At 72.9% G+C, this 20,565-nt stretch carries 18 protein-coding genes; 12 read left to right on the top strand and 6 right to left on the bottom strand.

Annotated features, from left to right (window positions below):
* The first annotated feature begins 19 nt into the window (after positions 1-19).
* The 7 genes from ABD120_RS00785 to ABD120_RS00755 all read left to right on the top strand — a co-directional run bounded on the left by ABD120_RS00785 (position 20) and on the right by ABD120_RS00755 (position 6,340).
* Positions 20-1,168: a glutathionylspermidine synthase family protein gene (locus ABD120_RS00785; RefSeq protein ID WP_343947660.1), complete on the top strand. Its 1,149-nt coding sequence runs from the start codon at positions 20-22 to the stop codon at positions 1,166-1,168.
* Positions 1,165-1,602, top strand: coding sequence for a DUF350 domain-containing protein (locus ABD120_RS00780; protein ID WP_343947659.1), 438 nt, complete (start codon positions 1,165-1,167; stop codon positions 1,600-1,602). The genes ABD120_RS00785 and ABD120_RS00780 overlap by 4 nt, the downstream gene beginning before the upstream one ends.
* Positions 1,603-1,666: 64 nt before the next feature.
* Positions 1,667-2,791: a PucR family transcriptional regulator gene (locus ABD120_RS00775; RefSeq protein WP_343948235.1), complete on the top strand. Its 1,125-nt coding sequence runs from the start codon at positions 1,667-1,669 to the stop codon at positions 2,789-2,791.
* A gap of 103 nt (positions 2,792-2,894) precedes the next feature.
* Positions 2,895-3,794, top strand: a complete 900-nt coding sequence (locus tag ABD120_RS00770) for an ACP S-malonyltransferase (protein WP_343948234.1) — start codon at positions 2,895-2,897, stop codon at positions 3,792-3,794.
* A complete protein-coding gene (locus ABD120_RS00765) occupies positions 3,791-4,747 on the top strand; it encodes a beta-ketoacyl-ACP synthase III (protein ID WP_343947658.1) in 957 nt (318 codons plus the stop codon). The genes ABD120_RS00770 and ABD120_RS00765 overlap by 4 nt, the downstream gene beginning before the upstream one ends.
* Positions 4,748-4,834: 87 nt before the next feature.
* Entirely contained in the window at positions 4,835-5,071 is a 237-nt protein-coding gene (locus tag ABD120_RS00760) for an acyl carrier protein (protein ID WP_343947657.1), read from the top strand.
* Between the two features lie 36 nt (positions 5,072-5,107).
* On the top strand, positions 5,108-6,340 hold the full coding sequence (locus tag ABD120_RS00755; protein WP_343947656.1) for a beta-ketoacyl-[acyl-carrier-protein] synthase family protein: 1,233 nt from the start codon (positions 5,108-5,110) through the stop codon (positions 6,338-6,340).
* 188 nt (positions 6,341-6,528) lie between these two features.
* Here the strand turns inward: ABD120_RS00755 and ABD120_RS00750 are convergent, their stop codons facing one another.
* Both ABD120_RS00750 and ABD120_RS00745 read right to left on the bottom strand, forming a co-directional pair.
* Positions 6,529-7,770 (bottom strand): serine hydrolase domain-containing protein, encoded by a 1,242-nt coding sequence (locus tag ABD120_RS00750; RefSeq protein ID WP_343947655.1) that lies wholly within the window; start codon positions 7,768-7,770, stop codon positions 6,529-6,531.
* Positions 7,771-7,946: 176 nt separating this feature from the next.
* Positions 7,947-8,441 carry a DUF3145 domain-containing protein gene (locus ABD120_RS00745; protein WP_343947654.1) on the bottom strand — a complete coding sequence of 165 codons (495 nt, stop codon included), beginning with the start codon at positions 8,439-8,441 and terminating at the stop codon, positions 7,947-7,949.
* A gap of 186 nt (positions 8,442-8,627) precedes the next feature.
* On the opposite strand from ABD120_RS00745, the gene ABD120_RS00740 reads away from it, so the two are divergent.
* The 4 genes from ABD120_RS00740 to ABD120_RS00725 all read left to right on the top strand — a co-directional run bounded on the left by ABD120_RS00740 (position 8,628) and on the right by ABD120_RS00725 (position 13,898).
* Positions 8,628-9,644 (top strand): S8 family peptidase, encoded by a 1,017-nt coding sequence (locus ABD120_RS00740; protein ID WP_343947653.1) that lies wholly within the window; start codon positions 8,628-8,630, stop codon positions 9,642-9,644.
* A gap of 151 nt (positions 9,645-9,795) precedes the next feature.
* Positions 9,796-10,317 carry an RNA polymerase sigma factor gene (locus tag ABD120_RS00735; RefSeq protein ID WP_343947652.1) on the top strand — a complete coding sequence of 174 codons (522 nt, stop codon included), beginning with the start codon at positions 9,796-9,798 and terminating at the stop codon, positions 10,315-10,317.
* Entirely contained in the window at positions 10,314-10,769 is a 456-nt protein-coding gene (locus ABD120_RS00730) for a hypothetical protein (RefSeq protein WP_343947651.1), read from the top strand. The genes ABD120_RS00735 and ABD120_RS00730 overlap by 4 nt, the downstream gene beginning before the upstream one ends.
* 564 nt (positions 10,770-11,333) lie before the next feature.
* Positions 11,334-13,898 (top strand): CHAT domain-containing protein, encoded by a 2,565-nt coding sequence (locus ABD120_RS00725; RefSeq protein ID WP_343947650.1) that lies wholly within the window; start codon positions 11,334-11,336, stop codon positions 13,896-13,898.
* Here ABD120_RS00725 and ABD120_RS00720 read toward each other — a convergent pair.
* The 4 genes from ABD120_RS00720 to ABD120_RS00705 all read right to left on the bottom strand — a co-directional run bounded on the left by ABD120_RS00720 (position 13,838) and on the right by ABD120_RS00705 (position 19,465).
* Positions 13,838-14,650, bottom strand: coding sequence for a sulfurtransferase (locus tag ABD120_RS00720; RefSeq protein WP_343947649.1), 813 nt, complete (start codon positions 14,648-14,650; stop codon positions 13,838-13,840). The genes ABD120_RS00725 and ABD120_RS00720 overlap by 61 nt on opposite strands.
* A complete protein-coding gene (locus ABD120_RS00715; protein WP_343947648.1) occupies positions 14,647-15,765 on the bottom strand; it encodes an alkaline phosphatase family protein in 1,119 nt (372 codons plus the stop codon). Before ABD120_RS00715 ends, ABD120_RS00720 begins: the two co-directional genes overlap by 4 nt.
* An 18-nt stretch (positions 15,766-15,783) precedes the next feature.
* Positions 15,784-16,374 (bottom strand): DUF5998 family protein, encoded by a 591-nt coding sequence (locus tag ABD120_RS00710; RefSeq protein ID WP_343947647.1) that lies wholly within the window; start codon positions 16,372-16,374, stop codon positions 15,784-15,786.
* A 400-nt stretch (positions 16,375-16,774) separates the two neighbouring features.
* On the bottom strand, positions 16,775-19,465 hold the full coding sequence (locus ABD120_RS00705; protein ID WP_343947646.1) for a bifunctional acetate--CoA ligase family protein/GNAT family N-acetyltransferase: 2,691 nt from the start codon (positions 19,463-19,465) through the stop codon (positions 16,775-16,777).
* A 179-nt stretch (positions 19,466-19,644) separates the two neighbouring features.
* Here ABD120_RS00705 and ABD120_RS00700 point away from each other — a divergent pair, with 179 nt between their 5' ends.
* A complete protein-coding gene (locus tag ABD120_RS00700; RefSeq protein ID WP_343947645.1) occupies positions 19,645-20,538 on the top strand; it encodes a carbohydrate kinase family protein in 894 nt (297 codons plus the stop codon).
* Positions 20,539-20,565 lie beyond the last annotated feature (27 nt).

Genomic DNA, 20,565 nt, shown 5'->3' with positions numbered 1-20,565 from the left:
GGAAGGACGGGACGACGCGGTGCGGCGTGAGACGGGGACACCCCGCGACGGCTGGGAGAAGACGGTCGAGGGCCAGGGGCTGGCCTTCCAGCGGGCGGTGCACCCGAAGGGGCTGCCCAGGCCGTACTGGGACGAGTCCGTCCACTACGTCTTCGGCATGGACGAGGTGCTCGCCCTGGAGGAGCAGGTCGAGGAGCTCCACTCGATGTGCCTGCGGGCGGTCCAGCACGTGGTCGAGACCGGCCGCTACGCCGACTTCGCCATCCCCGAGTGGGCGCGCGAGGACGTCGCCCGCTCGTGGGAGCGGCGCGACGGGCACCTCTACGGACGCTTCGACCTCAGGTACGACGGCACCGGCCCGGCCAAGCTGCTGGAGTACAACGCCGACACCCCGACCACGCTGGTCGAGGCGGCGATCGTGCAGTGGTTCTGGCTCCAGGACACCCACCCGGACGGCGACCAGTGGAACTCTCTGCACGAGCGGCTCATCGACCGCTGGCGCGCACTCGACCTGCCACCTGGCCCGACCCACTTCGCCTGGACGAGCGCGGACGAGAGCGGCGAGGACGCGACGACCCTCGCCTACCTCCAGGACACCGCCATGGAGGCCGGGCTGGCCACGACCGCCATCGCCATGGAGGACATCGGCTGGCACGAGGAGGACCGGCGCTTCGTCGACGTGGACGGCCGGTGGATCAGGTCGGTGTTCAAGCTGTACCCGTGGGAGTGGATGCTGGGCGACGCCTTCGGGCGCTCCGCCGTACGGCACGCGACCTGGATCGAGCCGCTGTGGAAGGCGCTGCTGTCGAACAAGGCGCTGCTCGCGGTCCTGTGGGAGCTGTATCCGGGGCACGACAACCTGCTGCCCGCCCACCTCGACGGCCCGCGCGGCATGTCCTCCTACATCGCCAAGCCGCTGCTGGGCCGTGAGGGTGCCTCCATGCGCATCGTCACCCCGTCCGGCACCCAGGAGACCCGAGGCTCCTACGGCGCCGAAGGCTACGTCTACCAGGGCTTCCAGGCCCTGCCCAGCTTCGACGGGCAGCGGCCGGTGCTGGGCGCGTGGGTGGTCGGCGACGAGTCGGCCGGCCTCGGCATCCGCGAGACCACCGGATACATCACCGACGACACCTCGTCGTTCGTTCCCCATCGAATAGAGCAACAATGAACCAGGCCCTCCTTGAGAACCTCGCCCGCGGCGCCGGATCCATCGCCTCCTACGCCGCTGTGGGGGTCGTCCTGATGGTCGTCGGCTTCTACGTCATCGACCTCGCCGTCCCCGGCAAGCTCAGCCACCTCATCAAGGCGGAGCGCAACCCCAACGCCACTCTGCTCGCCACCTCGGGACTCGCGGCGGTGAGCCTCATCGTGGCCGCCTCCATCTGGGGCTCCGGCGGCAGGCTCGCCGAAGGGCTCCTGGCCACGGCGGCGTTCGGGATCGTCGGCATCGCCGTACAGACCGCGGCGATGGTCGTCTTCGACCGCGTGGTCGGCATCTCGGTCCGCGACCTGGTCAAGGAGCCCGAGTTGCAGCCGGGCGCGCGCCTGCTGGCGGTCACCCACCTCGGCATCGGGCTCATCACCGCCGTCGCGGTCATCTGAGCCGACCTGGCACCCTAGAAGGGTGACCACCCGGGAAGACACGACACGGCGGCTCGAACGCGCGATGGGCGCGCTGGGCACCGCGGCCATGGCGCGCATGGACGAGCGGCTGCCCTGGTTCCGCGCGCTCAGCGCGGAGGACCGCTCCTGGGTGGGCCTGGTGGCGCAGGCGGGCATCGCGGCCTTCGTCGAGTGGTTCCAGCACGCCGACGAGAAGCGCCCGACGCCCAGCATCGAGTTCTTCGGCACCGCGCCGCGCGAGCTCAAGCGGGTCATCTCGCTGCAGCAGACCGTCGACATCATCCGCGCGGTCGTCGAGGTCGTCGAGACGCAGACCGACCAGCTCGCCGCACCGGGCGGCGAGGACCAGTTGCAGCAGGCCATGCTGCGCTACACCCGCGACGTCGCCTTCGCCGCCGCCCACGTCTACGCCCGCGAGGCCGAGGCGCGCGGCTCGTGGGACTCCCGGCTGGAGGCGCTGATCGTCGACGCGCTGGTGCGCGGCGAGGTCGACGACGGCCTGCACTCGTGGGCGGCGGCACTGGGCTGGACCTCCGCGCCCGTCGTGGTGATCGCCGGGCACGCCCCGGAGGGCGACCCGCGCGCCGTCATAGACGGGCTGCGCGAGAAGGGCCGCCGCATCGGCATGGACCTGCTGGCAGGGGTACAGGCCGACCGGCTGATCGTGATCGTCGGCGGCGCGGAGAGCGTCAACGACGCGGCCAAGCAGGTGGTCGCCCGCTTCGGCGAGGGCCCGATCGTGATCGGGCCCGAGGTGCCCGACCTGCACGCGGCCGCGCGTTCGGCGCGGGCCGCGCTCGCCGGGCTGAAGGCGGCCAACGGCTGGCCGGACGCGCCGCGCCCGGTCCACGCCGAGGATCTGCTGGCCGAGCGCGCCCTCGACGGCGACGACGACGCCCGGCGGCAGCTCGTCGAGAACGTCTACCTGCCGCTGGCCGGCACCCCCCTGCTCGACACGCTCGCGACCTACCTGGAGCAGGGCACCTCGCTGGAGGCCACCGCTCGGCTGCTGTTCGTCCACCCGAACACCGTTCGTTACCGGCTGAAGAAGATCACCGAGCTGACCGGCTACCAGCCCACGGAGGGGCGGTCGGCGTTCACGCTGCAGGTCGGGCTCATCCTCGGCAGGCTCACGGACAGCGCCGTCGAGTGGCGCGCTCTAACGTAACCGGCCCGAAACCATCATTGGAGGATTCCTACAAAGAGCCTAGGAAGAAGTTCGTACACATCTCCATCCGCGTGTGCAACCTCTACAGGGCATCGTGGAATTCGTGTTTGTACTCGTCGCGCCAGGCCAGGGCGCCCAGACTCCCGGCTTCCTGACACCGTGGCTTGAGCTGCCCGGTTTCGGCGAGCGCATGTCCGCGTGGTCCGACGTGGCCGGACTCGACCTGATCGCCTACGGCACCAAGGCCGGGGCCGACGAGATCCGCGACACCGCCGTCGCCCAGCCCCTGCTGGTGGCCGCCTCGCTGGCCGCCGCCGCGACGCTCGGCGACGGACGGCCCGACCTGCTGGCCGGTCACAGCGTCGGCGAGTTCGCCGCCGCAGCCCTGGCCGGGGTCCTGACCGACGAGCAGGCGCTGGCCCTCGTCCGCGAGCGCGCCCAGGCCATGGCCGAGGCCGCCGCCCTCACCCCGACCGGCATGACCGCCGTCCTCGGCGGCGTCGAGGACGACGTGCTCGCCGCCCTCGACAAGCACGGGCTCACCCCCGCCAACATCAACGGGGCGGGCCAGATCGTGGCGGGCGGCACCCTTGAGCAACTGGCCGCCTTCAAGGACGACGCGCCCGCGCGGGCCCGGCTCATCCCGCTTTCGGTCGCGGGCGCCTTCCACACCGCCCACATGGCCCCCGCCGTCGACCGCCTGCGCGCGGCGGCCGAGGCGATCACGCCCGCCGACCCGGCGACCAAGCTGCTGTCCAACGCCGACGGCCAGGTCGTGACCGGCGGCGCCGACTTCGTCGCCCGCCTGATCGCCCAGGTGAGCAACCCCGTCCGCTGGGACTCCTGCATGGCCGCCATGGCCGGGCTCGGCGTCACCCGCATGATCGAGTTGCTGCCCGGCGGCACCCTGACCGGTCTGGCCAAGCGCGGACTGCGCGGCGTCGAGACGGTCGCGCTCAAGACCCCGGACGACCTCGACGCTGCCAGGGAGTTGATGAAGTGAGGATCCCCGACGCCGCTCCCGGAGCGAAGGTGCTGGCCTTCGGCCACTACCAGCCCGCCAACGTCGTCACCAACGACGACCTGTCCAAGAACATGGACACCAACGACGAGTGGATCCAGTCGCGGGTGGGCATCAAGGAGCGCCGCGTCGCGCCCGCCACCGAGACGCTTGAGGACATGGCCGTCCAGGCGGGCGGCAAGGCCCTGGCCGCCAGCGGCCTGTCCCCCGCCGACGTCGACCTGGTGATCGTCGCCACCTGCACACTCGAGTCGCAGATCCCCAACGCCGCCGCCATCGTCGCCAACCGCCTCGGCATCCAGTCGCCCGGCGCCTTCGACGTCAACGCCGCGTGCGCGGGCTTCTGCTACGCGCTGGCCACCGCGAGCGCCGCCGTACGCGGTGGGGCCGCCAGGCACGTGCTCGTCATCGGCGCGGAGAAGCTGTCGCAGTGGGTCGACTGGACCGACCGCGCCACCGCCGTCATCTTCGCCGACGGCGCGGGCGCCGCGGTCGTCGGCCCCTCCGACGAGCCGCGCATCGGCCCCGTGGTGTGGGGCAGCTCGGGCGACAAGTCCGACGCGATCATCATCGACGACCGCCACAGCCACCTGCGCCAGGAGGGCCAGACGGTCTTCCGCTGGGCCACCACCGCCCTGCACCCGGTGGCCAGGGAGGCGTGCGAGCGCGCCGGGGTCGATCCCGCCGACCTGGCGGCCTTCGTCCCCCACCAGGCCAACCTGCGCATCATCGAGGCCATCGCCCGCAAGATCGGTGCCGACCAGGCGGTGGTCGCCCGTGACATCGTGCTGGCGGGCAACACCTCCGCCGCCTCGATCCCGCTCGCGCTCTCGCGCATGATCGAGCGCGGCGAGGTCCGCTCCGGTGGGCTGGCGCTGCTGCTCGGCTTCGGCGCCGGCCTCACCTACGCGGGTCAAGTGATCGAGATCCCGTAGGGTTCGGTACGGCTGCCGCCGTACCCCACAGCTTGTACGGCGCAAGCCGTGCAGATTCCAGAAGAAATCTTAAGGAGAAATACCGACATGGCGACCGAGCAGGAGATCCTCAGCGGCCTCGGCAAGATCATCAACGAGGTGACCGGCATTCCGGCCTCCGAGGTGACTCCCGAGAAGAGCTTCGTCGACGACCTCGACATCGACTCCCTGTCCATGGTCGAGATCGCCGTGGCAGCTCAGGACGAGTTCGGCGTGGAGATTCCCGACGACCAGCTCAAGAACCTGAAGACGGTCAAGGACGTCCTGGGCTTCATCCAGGGCTGATCTCCACCGCATCTGATCGACAAGGAGTGTGAACACGTGAGTGCGAACCGGGTACGTGTCGTCGTCACCGGGCTCGGCGCGACGACGCCCGTCGGTGGGGACGTCACCTCGACCTGGTCGGCGCTCCTCGCCGGTCAGTCTGGTGTGACGCCGCTCACCGAGGACTGGGTCGACGCGGTCCCCGTGAAGTTCGCGGGCCAGGCCGCCGTCGACCCGGTCGAGGTGCTGCCCAGACCGGAGTCCCGCCGCCTCGACCGCAGCGAGCAGTTCGCGCTGGTCGCCGCCCGCGAGGCATGGCAGGACGCCGGCGCCCCCGACATCGCGCCCGAGCGGCTCGGTGTCGTGGTCTCCAGCGGCATCGGCGGCATCAGCACCACGCTGTCCGCCTACGACACCTGGCGGGAGAAGGGCTGGAACCGGCTCTCCCCGTTCACCGTCCCGATGCTGATGCCCAACGGGCCCGCCGCCTGGATCGGGCTCGACCTCAAGGCTCAGGCGGGCGTGCACGCGACCGTCTCCGCCTGCGCGTCGGGTGCCGAGGCGATCGGCTACGCGATGGACATGATCAGGGCCGGCCGCGCCGACGTCGTCGTGGCCGGAGGCACCGAGGCCGCCATCCACGGCCTCAACATGGCGGCCTTCGCGGCCGCCCGTGCGATGTCCACCCGCAACGACGACCCACAGGGCGCCTCGCGGCCGTGGGACCGCTCCCGTGACGGCTTCGTGCTCGGCGAGGGCGCCGGCGTCGTCGTCCTGGAGTCCGAGGAGCACGCCCGCGCCCGTGGCGCGCGCGTCTACGCCTACGCGGCAGGGGTCGGCTACTCCGCCGACGGCCACCACATCACCCAGCCGGAGCCCGAGGGGCGCGGCATCATCATGGCGATGACGCAGGCGCTCAACGACTCCGGTGTCGGGGGAATCGACGTCAGGCACGTCAACGCCCACGCCACCTCGACGCCCGCGGGCGACGTCGGCGAGGCTCAGGCCATCGCCAAGGCGATCGGCACGCACCCGCTGGTCACCTCGACCAAGTCCATGACCGGGCACCTGCTCGGCGGGGCGGGCGGTATCGAGTCGGTCTTCACGATCAAGGCCATGCACCACCGGATCGTCCCGGCCACGATCAACCTCGACGACCTCGACGACGGCATCGACGTGGACATCGTCCACGGCGGCAACCGGACGCTCCCTGAGGGCGACCTCGCCGCGGTCAACAACTCCTTCGGGTTCGGCGGCCACAACGTGAGCGTCGTCTTCACCTCGCACTGAGAGCACCGAGGTCAGAGCCGGGCGCGGCAACCGCGTCCGGCTACAGTGCTGCGCTGTGGCCGTCTCACCGGTCAGCAGGAGGGCGCCCCAGTGGGCAACCGCCGCCACGATCTCAGGACCGCCCCGACCCACGCTTCGCGGCGGCACCGTCGGTGGCGCCGGACGTGGAACAGGAGCAGGCGGGCTGATCAGGCGCCTGTGATCAGGCGCCGTTCCAGGTCGATGATGGGCCCGAGGTTCTGCAGGTCGTAGTTGCACAGGACGACGGCCGTCCAGTCCATGTCAAGGTAGAGGGACCAACTGGTCGAGATGCCGCCCGCGCCGCCTCCGTGGGTGATGATGCGCTGGTTGTTGTAGACGGTGGCCACCGGCCCGTATGCCTGGAAGGTCTCCCCTCGAACCGGGCTGCCGGAGGTGTCCTCCCGCAGCGGTCTGGCGGAGATCTTCCCGTTCACGTACAACTCGGTGTGGGGCCGGGAGGCGAGTTTGCCACCTTGCAGGGCGAATGCGAATCGGACGAGGTCGGGGGCAGTGGAGAAGCCGTTGCCGCCACCGGTGCCCATCCATCCCCGGGCGGAGTTGCTGCCCTGGCCGGCGTCGCCGTAGACGGAGCCCTTGTCGAGGTTGCGGACGGCGTCGACCCGTGTACCGTCCTTCTGGTACATGTACGGATGGGCGATGCGCTCGTCGGCCAGCCACTGGCGGCGGTCGTAGTAGGCGGAGCTCCTCATACCGGCCGGAACGAAGATGTTCTGGCGGACGTAGTCCTGGAACGACATGCCGGAGACCCTCGCCACCAGTTCGCCGAGCAGGTTGTAGCCCATGCTGCTGTAGGCCTTCCTGGTCCCGGGGGCAAACTCCAGGTCGAAGGTCTTCAGGTTCGCCCAGAAGTCCGCCATCTGCTCCTCGTAGCTATTGTGGATCTTGTCTGGCGGCGGCTTCTCTCCCGGACGCCGGGCGTCGCCCAGGCCGCTGGTGTGTGTCAGAAGATGGTGGACGGTGATGTGCTGGGCCATCTGCGTGGGCAGGCCGTCCAGGTGCTTGCTCACCAGGTCGTAGAACCTGAGCTTGCCCTGCTGGGCGAGTTGCGTGACGGCCAGGCCGGTGAACAGCTTGGAGGTGGAGGCCAGGGCGTAGATGGTGTCGGTCTTGTTCGGCACCTTGTTCTCCCTGTCCGCCCAGCCGTACGCGCGGGCCAGGACCGGACGGCCGCGGTAGGCGACCATCACGGTCCCGGAGAACTCATCGTCGTCCGCCAATCCTTTGATGTGCCGGTCGAAGGCGCCTCCGGGGCGCAGGTCCTTCGGGACCGGGCTCGCCTCGGCGGTTCCCTGCACGGCTGCGAGACCACCGGCCGCCAGGGGGAGGGCACCCAGCACCCCGAGGGCCGAACGGCGGGAAGGGGCGTGGTCAGGTTTCGGCAACGCCATGGAGACTCCTGTCACGGGGAACGATTCAGCTGCGATGCCATCAGGGCATCTGTTTCCGTGACATAAAGAAGGCATCCCGCCGAACCACGCGGCCGCGCCGACAGGGTTGGCAAAGGCCCTTCCGGTCCGGCCGGAAGGGCCCGATCGCATGAGCAGGGCGAAAAGCGCCCGCGCGGTCAGACGGCGGCGTGGAGCCAGCGGACGGGCGCGCCGTCCCCCGCGTAGCGGAAGGGCTCCAGTTCCTCGTCCCACGGCCGTCCCAGCAGCAGGTCAAGCTCCTCCTCCAGGGAGCACCTGCCGGAGGCGGACTTCATCATGGCGGCCCGCAGCCGATCCTCGGGGATCATGATGTCGCCGGAGGCGCCGATCACGGCCGTGAAGGCGCCGAGCGTCGGCGTGTAGGCGTGGCGGGAGCCGTCCACACCCGGCGACGGGTCCTCGGTGATCTCGAAGCGCAGCCGCTGCCAGCCCATGAGCGAGGAGGCGATGGCCGCCGCGATGCCCGGGTGACCCTCCCATTCGGCCTGGGAGCGCACGACATTGGGCGCGGCGGATTGCGGCGTCCACGTCAGGTCTACGGGCACGCCGAGGACACCCGCGACCGCCCATTCGATATGTGGGCACAGCGCGGGCTGAGCCGAGTGGACGTACAGCACGCCACGAGCAGACACCGGACCTCCCGTTTCGGTACGAGGTGCGCCTTCCCCAACGGCCTCGCCCCAGGATGATCACAAGTGACTAGGGAGAGACTACCGTCGGTCGTCATCCGGCACCAGTGGGGGGCCATACCAATTCGCCTCGGCGATGTTGCCGATGTGGCACATGGTGAGCCCCAGGTCATGAAAAGGTAACGGCCCATGAATATGGAACCCGCTTCTGGAGCACTCATCCGGCCAGGTCAGCTGCTCGTCGACCGTGGCGCGGTGTCGGCCGCCGCCCGCTGGACCCAGGCGGTCGCCGAGGCCGACGGGGTCTGCGCGATCCGGCTGTCCCCGGGGGTGGACCCCTGCGAGCTCGCGACCGAGTTGCGCGAGCGGGGCCACCGCGCCTCCCCCAACCACGTCTTCACCGGGCAGCCGCTGTTCTTCGGCGGCCCGGCCTCTCGCCCGTTCCCCGCCGGACCCGTCCCCTATCGCGGCGGGCACGCTCGCTCGCCGGTGACGGTCGGGCTGCTCGACACCGGCGTGGCCGAGCATCCGTGGTGGAAGGACAGCGAGTGGTACGCGGAGCAGAGCGGGGACGGCGACGACGCCGCACGGGGCCATCAGGCGGGCCACGGCACGTTCATCGCGGGCCTGCTGGTACGGCACGCGCCCGGCGTGTCGGTGCGGGCCGTTCGGGTACTCGACGGCGAGGGCGTGGGCGACGAGGCCGGCATCGCGCGGGCCCTGCACCGGTTGCGCGAGCGGCCCGTCCAGGTGCTCAACCTGTCGTTCGGCGGCCACACCTTCGACGACGGTCCGCCGATGATGCTGGCCGACGCGCTGGGCGCGCTGAAGGACCGGGCGGGCACCGCGGTCGTCGCCTGCGCGGGCAACACCGCGGGCTCGCGGCCGGTCTGGCCGGCCGCGCTGCCGTCGGTGGTCGGGGTGGGGGCACTGGATGCCGCGCAGGAGCGCCGGGCGGCCTTCTCCGCCCATGGCCCCTGGGTGGACGCCTGCGCGCGGGGCGAGTGGCTGGAGAGCAGTTTCCCCGTGCGCGGCGACTTCGCCGGGTACGCCACCTGGAGCGGCACCTCCTTCGCGGCCGCTCTGGTCGCGGCGGCCGTGGCCGACCGGGCAAAGGATCTGCCCGTGGAGGAGGCGGTGCGGCAAGTCCTCTCCGGGGACAGGCAAATTCCCGATCTGGGCGTCGTGGTTCCCGCGAGCTTGTAGAGTTCACCTAATGTTCTCGGACAGTCACACGGAGCGACGTACCTGTTTCCCGTGTGGAGCGTTCTAACAGACGCGGCGAGCCCCGTCGCCTTGGACCACCGCCATATGCCACCAGGGCGGTCACCCCTAGATGAGAAGCTTGGGAGGGCGTGTGGCGGCAGATTCCGATCTGGTCCGCGCCGCGGCCGGCGGTGACCGGTCCGCATGGGATCGCCTCGAAACCCTGTACGGCCCCCGCATGTGGTCGGTCGCGCGCGCCTGCGGGCTGTCGTCCGACGACGCCGCGGATGCCGTGCAGGGGGCGTGGCTGCGGCTTCTCGAACGGATCACCACCATCAAGGACACGGAGCGCGTCGGCGCGTGGCTGGCGACCACGACACGGCGCGAGGCGCTGCTGATCCAGCGTAAGTCGCAGGTCCCTGCGCTGCCGGCCCCGGTGGAGGTGGCCGACCCCGCCGCGGCCTATCTGGAGAGCGAGCACCACACGTTGCTGTGGGAGGCGGTCTCCGCGTTGCGCGAGCCCTGCCGTTCCATCCTGCGCCTGGCCGCGGCCGCCGTCGGCAACCAGCAGGTGGCCACGCGGCTGGGCATCCCCGTGGGCAGTGTGGGGCCCACCCGGTCCCGGTGCCTGGACAAACTGCGCACCCGAATCCCGGAGGAGGCGGTGCTGTGAACGACGACGCCTATCTCATCGCGGCGCTGAGACTGGCCTCTGGCGACGATCCGATCCCCGCCCGGGTCAGCAGGGCCGCGCGCGAGCTGTACTCGCTGCGGGTCCCCGACGTGGTGACGGCCGACGACGTGGACACCACCGTCACGTGGAAGGTGCGCAGCGTCTCAGGGGACGACGGCATGCGGCTGCTGCGGTTCGCGGCGAAGGAGTACGTCCTCGACCTGGAGGTCAGCGCGGACGACGGGCTCATCAACGTCGCCGGACAGGTCACCCCGCACCCCGGTGCGGGCAGCCTGGTCGACGTCCGCACCCCGTCGGCGACCGCCAGCCGGGGGCTGAGCGCCACCGGGCAGTTCGCCTGCGCCGGGCTGCCGCCGGGCTGGGTGCACGTGATCTGCTATCGGCCAGGTCAGCCGCCGTTGGCGACAAGGTGGTTGCGCGTAAGACCGTGACCCGTACTCAGCCGAGGGTGGTACACACCGGCGACGTCGCTCACAATGTTCTCCGTTCACGTCAGCGGAGCCGGAGGACGAATCACGTGATCTGGTTCGACATTCGAGTGGTTCCTTCCCTGTCTCGATCACGCCTGGCCCACCGTTCCGGACCTGGCCGGAACCTGGCTGCTTCCCCAGCCCGTCCGGGACCGGGGGCGCACCGTTCGGCGTGACGGCGCGGCCGTACCGGGGCGGTGCCCCGGAGGGCGACCGGTGGAAGCGGAGAGCGCGGACGTACCTGGGAGGTGCCCGCCGGGCGGCCGGTGGAGGCGGAGGGCGCGACATGGGCGGCAGAGCAGGCCGGAGGCGGCGCGGCACACCACGCGTACCAGCTCGGATCAGGGAAGGACGGCCGGGGCGGCGCGGGTGCCCGGCGCAGGACGGATCCCGGCCGGTGTGAGCAGGGCCAGTCAAAGCAGAGGCGGTCAGGGCGACGACCAGTACGGCGGCAGCGACCGTGGCGTCGACCGTGACGGCGGTCATCGCCGGCCGGCAGGGCCGGCGGAGAGGCGGAGTGCGGCGATGGAGTTCGAGGTCAACGGGGCGAGCACACTGGTCCACGCGGCCGAGGAGGCGGTGGCCAGGTCCGTGGTCGATCCCGCCGGAGCGCTCGCGACGGGCCGGAGGCTGTTTCGCGCCGCCAAACGCGCCAGGACACCGGAGGCGGCCACCGTGGCGCTGCGGGCGATGGGGCTGGCCGCCCGCGAGCTGGGGGACCTGTCGGCCGCCGAGGTCCACCTCCGCCAGGCCATCACCCTGCCGGGTGCCCCCGGCGACCGGGTGGCGCAGGCGCGGCTGTCGCTGGTCACCGTGCGAACCGAGCGCGGCTACCCGCTGCAGGCGCTGCGGGTGGCGGCGCTGGCCTGGGCGTATCTGAGCCCGCTCGACCGGGCCAAGCTCGACACCCAGCGCGCGGTGGCGCTCGCCCGTCTGGGCCGCTACCAGGAGGCGATCGCGGCCTGCGACCGCTCGCTGGAGAAGTTGTCGGAGTCGCCGGGCACGCTCGACGACCGCCGGTTCCTGGCGGGCGGGCTGCTCAACCGGGGGCTGGCGCTGGCCTACCGGGGCGACTGGGTGCGGGCCGTCGAGGACCTCACCGCCTGCCAGGAGATCGCGCGCGGCGCGGGTCTGTCCCACCTGCACCGGCTGGCCGCCGCGAACCTGCCCTTCCTCGCCGTCCGGCGCGGCGACCTGGCCGCCGCCTTCGCCCACTACCGGGCCGCGCAGGAGACGCTGTTCGGCTTCCCTGAACGCCTGGCCACCATGCGGGCCGACTTCGCCGGCGCGCTCCTGGCCGCGCATCTGCCCGGTGAGGCGCGCGAGTTGCTCAGCCTGGCCGTACCGGAGCTGGAGTCAGCCGGGGCGCAGGTGGCGCTGGCGGAGGCGCGGCTGCGGCTGGCGCAGGTGGAGCTGCTGACCGGCGACCCGCGTGAGGCCGACGCGGTCGCGCGCCGCGCGGCCGAGGAACTGGTGGCGCAGGAGCGGGCGTCCTGGCTGCCGCTGGCCAGGGAGGTGGTGCTGCGGTCGCGGCTGGCGCTGGGGACGGCCGACGCGGACCTGGTCGCCGACCTGATCGCGTGCGCCGACGAGCTGGAGCGCGGGGCGGCCTCGCCGGAGGGGGCCGCGGACCTGCGGCTGGCGGCGGCGGAGGCGGCGCTGGCGATCGACGACCATCCGACGGCCTCGGCCCAGCTCGGCTGTCTGACGGCGCCGACTGGGCGGGTGAAGGCGGGCTGCGGAGTGCCGCTGGCGTCGGAGGCGCAGGCCGCCCATCTGGGGCGGGGTTCGCGGGTGCCGACGCTGGTGCGCCAGCACGCGCTGGCGCTGGAGGCGGCGCTGCAGGAGGACCTGCCGGCCGCGACGCAGGCGATCCGCGACGGGCTGGCCGAGGTGGGCGGGCAGGTGGAGGTGTTCGAGGACCCCGCGCTGCGGGCGCACGCGGCGCAGGCGGGCGAGCGGCTGGCGACGCTCGGGCTGTCACTGGCGGTGCGCGACGGGCGGGCCGAGGAGATCTTCGAGTGGGCGGAGCGCTGGCGGGCCGTCACCGAGCGCACCCCGCCGGCCGGGCGGGCCGCGCCGGAGGCGGCGCTGGCCGCGGTCCGGGCGGCGCTGGGCGAGGCCGCGCTGGTGGAGTACGTGGTCGAGGGCGACGGCATCCTGGCGCTGGTGGTGACGGGCGAGCGGATCGCGGTCCGCAGGCTCGGCGGAACGGCTCAGGTCGCGGAGGCGGTCGTCCGGCTGCGGTATGCGATGCGGCGGGCGGCGCTCGGCGACGGTCAGGGGGTCGGCGGCGAGGTGGGCGCGTGTGCGGAGGAGCTGGACCGGCTGCTGCTGCGCGGCCTCGCCGGGTGGCTGGGCGACCGGCCGCTGGTGCTGGTGCCCGCCGGGCCGCTCTACACGCTGCCGTGGGCGGCGTTGCCGTACCTTCGGGAGCGTCCGTTCACGGTGGCGGCGGGGGCGGCCTCGTGGCTGGCGGCACGCGAGCGGGCGGCGCTGCGGCGTCCGGCGCCCAGCGTGGCGGTGGCGGCGGGGCCCGGACTCGAACACGCGCCCACCGAGGTGGAGCGGGTTGCGGGCTGCCACGCGGGGGCGCTGCGGGTGCGGGGGCGGGTGCGGCCGGTGCTGGAGGCGCTCGGCCAGGTGGACGTCTTCCACCTGGCGGCGCACGGCATCTTCCACTCGCGCAGCCCGCTGCTGTCGAGCATCATGCTCGACGACGGCCCGCTGATGGCCTACGACCTGCTCGGCCTGCGGCGGAGCGCCGGGCTCGTCGTGCTTTCGTCGTGTGAGTCCGGTATGGCGCGCACGCCGTGCGACGGCGCCCCGCTCGGCCTGGCGGGCACCTTCCTCGCCAGGGGCACCGGGTGCGTGGTCGCCGGTCTCGTCCCCGTGCGCGACGACGAGACCGTGGCGATGATGGCGTCCTTCCACGAACTGCTGGCCTCGGGCCACAGCCCGGCGCGGGCGCTCGCGGACGCCTCCGCGAAGGCGGGGGTGTTCGGGTTCGCCTGCTTCGGCGCCGGTGATCAGCCGGTGGCGACGGGGCGGGAGGGGTCGGCCACCCAGTTGGACCACGAGCCGACGTAGAGCGCGGCGGGCACGCCCGCGAGTTCCAAGGCGAGCACCTCGTGGGCGGCGGTCACGCCGGAGCCGCAGTAGGCGCCCACGGCGACCCCGTCGCGGGCGCCCAGGGCGGCGAAGCGCGCGCGCAGGTCGGCCGGCGGGCGGAAGCGGCCGTCGGGGTCGACGTTGTCGGTGGTGGGGGCGCTGACCGCGCCGGGTACGTGTCCCGCCACCGGGTCGATCGGCTCGACTTCGCCCCGGTAGCGCGCGGCGGCGCGGGCGTCCAGCAGTACGCCGGAGGCGGCCAGCGCGGCCGCCTCGTCGGCGTCGAGCACCGGCAGTCCGCCGGGCACCGCCACGAAGTCGCCGGGGGCGGCCGAGGACTCCTCCTTGACGACCGGCAGACCGAGGTCCCGCCAGGCGGGCAGCCCGCCGTCGAGGACGCGCACGTCGGGGTGGCCGTGGTAGCGCAGGAGCCACCAGGCGCGGGCGGCGATGGTCGAACCGGCGTCGTCGTACACGACCACCGGGCGTCCGGCGGAGACGCCGAGGCGGCGCATGGCGGCCTGGAAGTGCGCGGCGGACGGCAGCGGGTGGCGGCCCTCGGGCCCAGGGGCGGCCGCCAGGTCGGCGTCGAGGTCGCAGAACAGCGCGCCGGGCAGGTGGCCTTCGGCGTACAGGACGCTGCCGGGCGGGCCGGTGATGCCGCCGCGCACGTCGAGGAGGGTGACCTCGCCGAGGTCCGCCAGTTCGGCCGGGGTGATGAGCGGGCTCATCGGGTGCTCGCCTCCAGGAGTGGGATGTGTTGTTCGGCCGAGGTGAGCGAGCCGTGGAAGCCGACGAAGAGGACCTCCGCCTTGATGCTCGACTGGATGATCACCACGTCGGAGTACGGCACGGCGACGACCTCGCCGATGCGCGGCAACCATCGGGCCTGCACCGTCGGGCCGAACCAGCCGGATTCGACCGCTTCCTGCCGGGACACCACCCAGGCCAGCCCGTCGAGTCTCTCGCGCCAGGCGTCGAGCACCGCCCGCGACGCGCCGGGACGGGTGTAGACGTGCCTGGCCCTGGCGTCGCCGCCGAGCAGGGCGACGCCCTCGCTGAGCGCGGGGTCGGTCTCGGCGTCGACGCGCTCGCCGGCGTTGATCATGCCGTGGTCGGCGACCACGTACAGCGCCGAGCCGGGTGGCAGGGCCTCGGCCAGCCGTTCGGCCAGGCCGTCGGCGACGGCGAGTTGGTCGAGCCACTCGGGGCTGCCCCAGCCGGTGAGGTGACCGGCCGCGTCGAGGTCGCCGAAGTAGACGGTGACGTGGGCGCGTGGCTCGGCCAGGGCGGTCTTGGCGGCGGCCACACGCTCGTCCACGGTGTCGGCGCCGTAATAGCGCAGGCCCCGGTGGACGGCGCCGGTCAGGCCCGTGTGCTCGAACAGCGAAGGGCCGACGTGCGCGCCCGCCACACCCCCGGCGGCGGCCCGCTCGTAGACGGTCGCGGCGGGCTGCCAGGTCAGCGGGTCGACGACCAGGCCGCCGGGGTGCGTCCAGCTCAGGCAGTTGAACAGCTCGTCGCTGCCGGGGACGGCCAGCAGCATGCCGAGCAGGCCGTGCTCGCCCGGCGTCAGGCCGGTGCCGAGGCTGCCCAGGCTCGTCACGGTGCTGGAGGGGAAGCCCGCCGTCAGCACCCGGCCGGACAGGCTCGACAGGAAGGGCGCGCGGTCGGCGTGGGCGCGCAGCAGCTCGTCGCCGAGGCCGTCCACGAGGAGGACGCAGACGCGTTCGGCGGGGCGCAGGCCCAGCGGGTTCGGCCCGTCGAGGCCGAGGGCGGCAAGGAGGGAGCCGGGCAGGTCGGCCAGCGACGATCCTCCGTACGAGGGCACTAACGGGGCGGTCATCCGCACTTCCTCACAGGGTCAGGTGGCTGAGCGGGCGGTCGCCTCCGACAGGGCCTTGGCGAAGGCGAGTACGTGGGTGACGGCCTCCGGGCCGTCCGCGGCCTCGCTGACGCGCAGCGACAGGTCGTCGGCCGTGATCGCGCCGGTGTAGCCGTGGTCGGCTTCGCAGTTCTCGTCGCCGCAGGTGGCGGGTTCGAGGTCGACGTGGGAGATCGCGCCCCAGCCGATCGTGAGGGTGACCTCGGTGGGGGGCACGCCGGGGGCGTAGGAGGCGGGGTCGGGGACGACCCGGGTGACGGCGACCGACTGGACGCGGCTCAGGCGCACGGCCTCGGTGGTGGTGGAGGCGTGGGCGGTGGAGACGCCTTCGACGGCGGGATGCTCGTCGGTGTGGCACACCAGCAGCCTCGTCGCGGACAGCACCAGGACGGTGACGTGCCTGCGGACCTCCATCGCCGGGTCGAACGTGGCCTCGTGGTGGACCACGAAGGCGGTCACGGCCTCCTTGCCCAGTGCGGACTCGACCGCATCCGTGACGAGGTCGGGGTAGTAGCCGCTGCGCTCTATGGCCTCGCGCAGCCCCGCAACGGAGACTCGGGTATCCCTCATGCCCCCATCCTGCCAGTGCCCACCCCTTTATCGGCACCACCCGATTCCCCGCTCGTGGTTCCGGCGTTCTTCGGGGAGCCGTCGCGCGCGGATTTCCAGCCTTCACGGCGAAGCCCGCCCACCGCCACCCGCCGTCGCCCCTCACGGCCTCCGGGCACGCTCCTCCTCTGCCGCACTCCCCGCCGTGACGCCGCCCTGTCGCCCGTATCCCGTGGCCCACCTGGCCTTCCGTGCCAGGGCGCCGAGCTCCGGGCGCCCCCCGTCCCGCCGCCCCGGCGCCCGGACCGTGCGGCTTCGCCCACGGCCGGTCGCCCGGGACTCCCCGCGAGTTCACGCCATGGGCCCCGAGATCCGGTGTTCGCCGAGAGCCCATCGATCACCCGTGTTCGCGGCGGGCGGGTCAGTACAGGCGGCGGGGGCCGGCGTCGAGCCTGGGCAGGGCCGGGGTGCGGAGGGTGGCGCGGGCCGACAGGACGAAGACCTCCGACTCGCCCACCAGAACTTGGTCGAGGGAGAGACGGGCCAGTTCCGGCAGGTCGTCGGACAGGCGGCCGACGCGGACCAGGAGGTCCTGGAGCGCGGCCACGGCGACGGGCGGGTAACCGTACTCGCCGAACAGCAGCGGTGCCGCCCGCACCGAGCGGATCAGCCCCGCCGCGTCCTCCGCCGTGAGCGGCGCGAGGCGGAAACCCTCGTCCTGGAGCAGTCGCGCGGTGACCTCGCCCAGCCCGAACGAGACGACCGGGCCGAAGCCGGGATCCTCCCTGACGCCCACCACGGTGGGGACGGCGGGCTGCGGCACCATGCGCTGCACGGCCAGTTCGACGTCGTCGCCGTACTGGGCAGTCAGCTCGGCGTGGGCGTGGCGGACGCTGTCGGGGCCGGTCAGCCCGAGCCGTACGGTCCCCGCCCGGCGGGCCGCCTCGGCACCCGCGACCTTGAGCACCACCGGCCAGCCCAGCGACTCGGCCACGGCGACCGCCTCGTCCGCGCAGGACACGGGGGGCGCGGGCCACACGGTGAGGCCGTAGCAGGCGAGCAGGGCGGCGGCGTCGGCCGCGACGGGCGGGCCCGCCTCGAAGCCGCGCGGATCCTCCTGGACGGCCGCCGCGAGTGTGTCCTCGACGAGGGCGCGGGCGGCCTCGGTGTCGATGCCGTGGACCTCGGCCTGCGGCGCGGGCGGATGCCGCAGCCAGGCCGCGTGGCGGACCACGTGGGCCAGCGCGCGCACGGCCTCCTCCGGCGCCGCGTAGGAGGGGATCGAACCGCGCTCGGGCGGGGACAGGACCGGCCGGGTGCCGCGCGGATCCGGGACGCGGGCGGGCGGTGAGAGCACGCGCAGGGCCGGGTGCATGCCGAGGTGGCCCTCGAACGTGGCCAGGACCGGCTTGGCGGAGCCCGCCGAGACCCGTACCAGCTCGGCCGCCACCCCCTCGGCGTCGCCGGGGATGGGCGGGGTGTAGACGACCACGGCGGCGTCCACCTCGGCGGTGGCCAGGACGTCGGCCAGCGCGGGGCCGTACTCGGCGGGCCCGGCGGAGGGGCCGAGGTTGACCGGCGGGCGCGGGGAGAGCCCGGCTGCCTCGCAGGCGCGGACGGCCAGCAGGCCGAGCGCGTCGGAGTTCGTGACCAGGCCGACCCTCGGCCCTGCGGGCAGCGGCTGGTAGGCGAGCAGCTGGCCCACGTCGAAGAGCTGGATGAGGTCGTCCACCCGGATCAGCCCGGCCTGCTCGAACAGCGACGACAGCGCCGTGTCCGGCAGCCGCAGTTCCTCGGCGGAGTGCCCGGCGGGGGTGCCGCCGCTCTTGACCACGACGATGGGTTTGCGGCGGGCGATGCGCCTGGCCAGGCGGGCGAACTTGCGCGGGTTCCCGAGCGATTCGAGGTACAGCAGGATGACCTCGGTGGCCTCGTCCTCCTCCCAGTACTGGAGCAGGTCGTTGCCGGAGACGTCGGCGCGGTTGCCCGCGGAGACGAAGCTGGAGATGCCCATGCCCCGCTGCGCCACCCGCTGGAGCAGGGCGGTGCCGAGCGCGCCCGACTGGCTGAAGAAGCCGACCCGCCCCCGGCCGGGGAGCGTGGCGGCGAGGGTGGCGTTCAGCCGGACGGCCGGATCGGTGTTGGCGATGCCGAGGCAGTTGGGGCCGACCACGCGCAGGCCGTACGAGCGGGCCAGCCTGGCCAGTTCGTCCTGGCGGGAGCGCCCGTCCGCGCCGGTCTCGCCGAACCCGGAGGAGACGACGACCAGCCCGTGCACGCCCTTGCGCGCGCACTCCTCGACCACGTCGAGCACGCCCCCGGCGGGGACGGCGACGACGGCGAGGTCCACGTCGCCGTCGATGGCGGCGAGGCTCGGGTAGGCGCGCACGCCCGCGACGGCCCGCACCTCGCGGTGGACCGGGTAGACGGGGCCGGTGAAGTCGGCGCCGAGCAGGTTGCGCAGCACGGTCTGGCCGACGCCGCCGGGCTCGCGCGAGGCGCCGATGACCGCGACCGAGCCCGGCGTGAGGAGGCGCGCGATCGAGCGGGACTCGGCGCGGTGCTCGCGGGCGGCCGTCACCTCCGCCGAGGTGTCGGTGGGGGTGAGGTCGAGGGTCATGCGGACGACGCCGTCGGCGAAGCGGCTCTGCGCGGTGTACCCGGCCTGGCGCAGCACGCCCATCATCTTCATGTTGGCGGGCAGGACGTCGGCGACGAAGTGCTCGATGCCGCGTTCGCGGGCGGTGGCGGCGAGGTGTTCGAGGAGGACGGAGGCGACGCCCCTGCCCTGGTGGGCGTCCTCGACGAGGAAGGCGACCTCGGCCTCTCCGGGGCCGGAGCGGTCGTAGCGGATCACGGCCACCATCTCGGCGCCGATGGTGGCGATCAGGGCGACCCGGTCGGTGTAGTCCACGTTGGTGAACCGTTCGACCTCCTTGTCGCTCAGCCGGGGGCGGGGGCCGAAGAAACGGAAGTAGATCGACTCGTCGGACAGGCGGGAGTAGAAGGCGCGCAGCCGGTCGGCGTCGGCCGGACGAATCGGGCGCACGTGCGCCGTTCCGCCGTCGGCGAGCACGACGTCGGCCTCCCAATGCGCCGGATACTGTCCCATAGCAGACTGACTCCCCTCCACAGTCCCGAGGGTAGACCTCTGTCCCAGATGCCAGGTGCATTGGGCAACGCTTGTGCATCGACTGACACCGGTGTCCGGTGTACGCCCCACGAGCAGGCTCGAAGCTGTTAGTTTTGCCGACGGCAGGCTCTTCGAGAACGCAGCAAGGTGGTGGCATCATGACGCGGGTCGTCGTGGTGGGCGATCTCATGACCGACGCGGTGGCGCGCGCCCGTTATGCGCTCGCCCGGGCCAGCGACACCCCGGCGATCGTGACGATGCACGGCGGCGGGTCCGGGGCCAACATCGCCTCATGGCTGGCGGTCGAAGGCGGCGAGGTGGCCTTCATCGGCCGCAGAGGCGCCGACATCACCGGCCGCAACCGCGACATGGAGCTCATGGGCTACGGCGTCGACGCCCGCCTGGTGATGGACCCTGAGCGGCCCACCGGCACCTGCGTCGTCCTGGTCACGCACAAGGGCGAGCGCACCATGCTGTCCGACCCCGGCGCCAACGCCGCCCTCTCCCCCGAGGACCTGCCCCGCGACCTGTTCGTCGGCGGCACCCATCTGCACCTGTCCGGCTACACGCTGATCAACGAGGGTTCCCGCGACGCGGGCCTGGCCGCCCTCGACATGGCCCGCCGGGCCGGGATGTCGATCTCGGTCGACTGCTCGTCGTCGGCGCCGCTGGAGCGCACCGGCGCCGAGCCGTTCCTCGAATGGACGGGCGGCGCCAAGCTGCTGTTCGCCAACACCGACCAGGCGCGGCTGCTGACCGGGCGCGAGGACGCCGAGGCCGCCGTCAAGGTGCTGACCGCGTGGTTCCCGCAGGTCGTCATCAAGATGAACGCCGACGGCGCGCTCTGGTACACCAACGGCCGCCCCGACCCGGTCCACGCCGAGGCCGACCCGGTCGACCGCATCATCGACGGCACCGGAGCGGGCGACGCGTTCTGCGCGGGCTTCCTGCCTCCGTGGCTGGAGGGCAAGCCCCCGGCCGAGGCGCTGGCCTCGGGCAACCGTCTGGCCGCCAAGGCCATCTCCCACCTGGGTGCCCGTCCGCGCCTCTAGGGTTCGTCACGGCGAGAGCGCCCCCAC

This window comes from Nonomuraea longicatena (assembly GCF_039525605.1).
In the GTDB taxonomy this organism is placed as follows: Bacteria; Actinomycetota; Actinomycetes; order Streptosporangiales; family Streptosporangiaceae; genus Nonomuraea; species Nonomuraea longicatena.
This window is presented reverse-complemented; position numbering and strand designations above follow the sequence as displayed.

Coding starts and splice junctions, on each gene's coding strand:
- ABD120_RS00700 (WP_343947645.1), top strand. CDS start 19,645: ATGACGCGGGTCGTCGTGGTGGGCGATCTCATGACCGACGCGGTGGCG.
- ABD120_RS00750 (WP_343947655.1), bottom strand. CDS start 7,770: ATGGCGTTGCCGAAACCTGACCACGCCCCTTCCCGCCGTTCGGCCCTC.
- ABD120_RS00780 (WP_343947659.1), top strand. CDS start 1,165: ATGAACCAGGCCCTCCTTGAGAACCTCGCCCGCGGCGCCGGATCCATC.
- ABD120_RS00740 (WP_343947653.1), top strand. CDS start 8,628: ATGAATATGGAACCCGCTTCTGGAGCACTCATCCGGCCAGGTCAGCTG.
- ABD120_RS00715 (WP_343947648.1), bottom strand. CDS start 15,765: ATGACCGCCCCGTTAGTGCCCTCGTACGGAGGATCGTCGCTGGCCGAC.
- ABD120_RS00775 (WP_343948235.1), top strand. CDS start 1,667: ATGGGCGCGCTGGGCACCGCGGCCATGGCGCGCATGGACGAGCGGCTG.
- ABD120_RS00720 (WP_343947649.1), bottom strand. CDS start 14,650: ATGAGCCCGCTCATCACCCCGGCCGAACTGGCGGACCTCGGCGAGGTC.
- ABD120_RS00760 (WP_343947657.1), top strand. CDS start 4,835: ATGGCGACCGAGCAGGAGATCCTCAGCGGCCTCGGCAAGATCATCAAC.
- ABD120_RS00710 (WP_343947647.1), bottom strand. CDS start 16,374: ATGAGGGATACCCGAGTCTCCGTTGCGGGGCTGCGCGAGGCCATAGAG.
- ABD120_RS00705 (WP_343947646.1), bottom strand. CDS start 19,465: ATGGGACAGTATCCGGCGCATTGGGAGGCCGACGTCGTGCTCGCCGAC.
- ABD120_RS00725 (WP_343947650.1), top strand. CDS start 11,334: ATGGAGTTCGAGGTCAACGGGGCGAGCACACTGGTCCACGCGGCCGAG.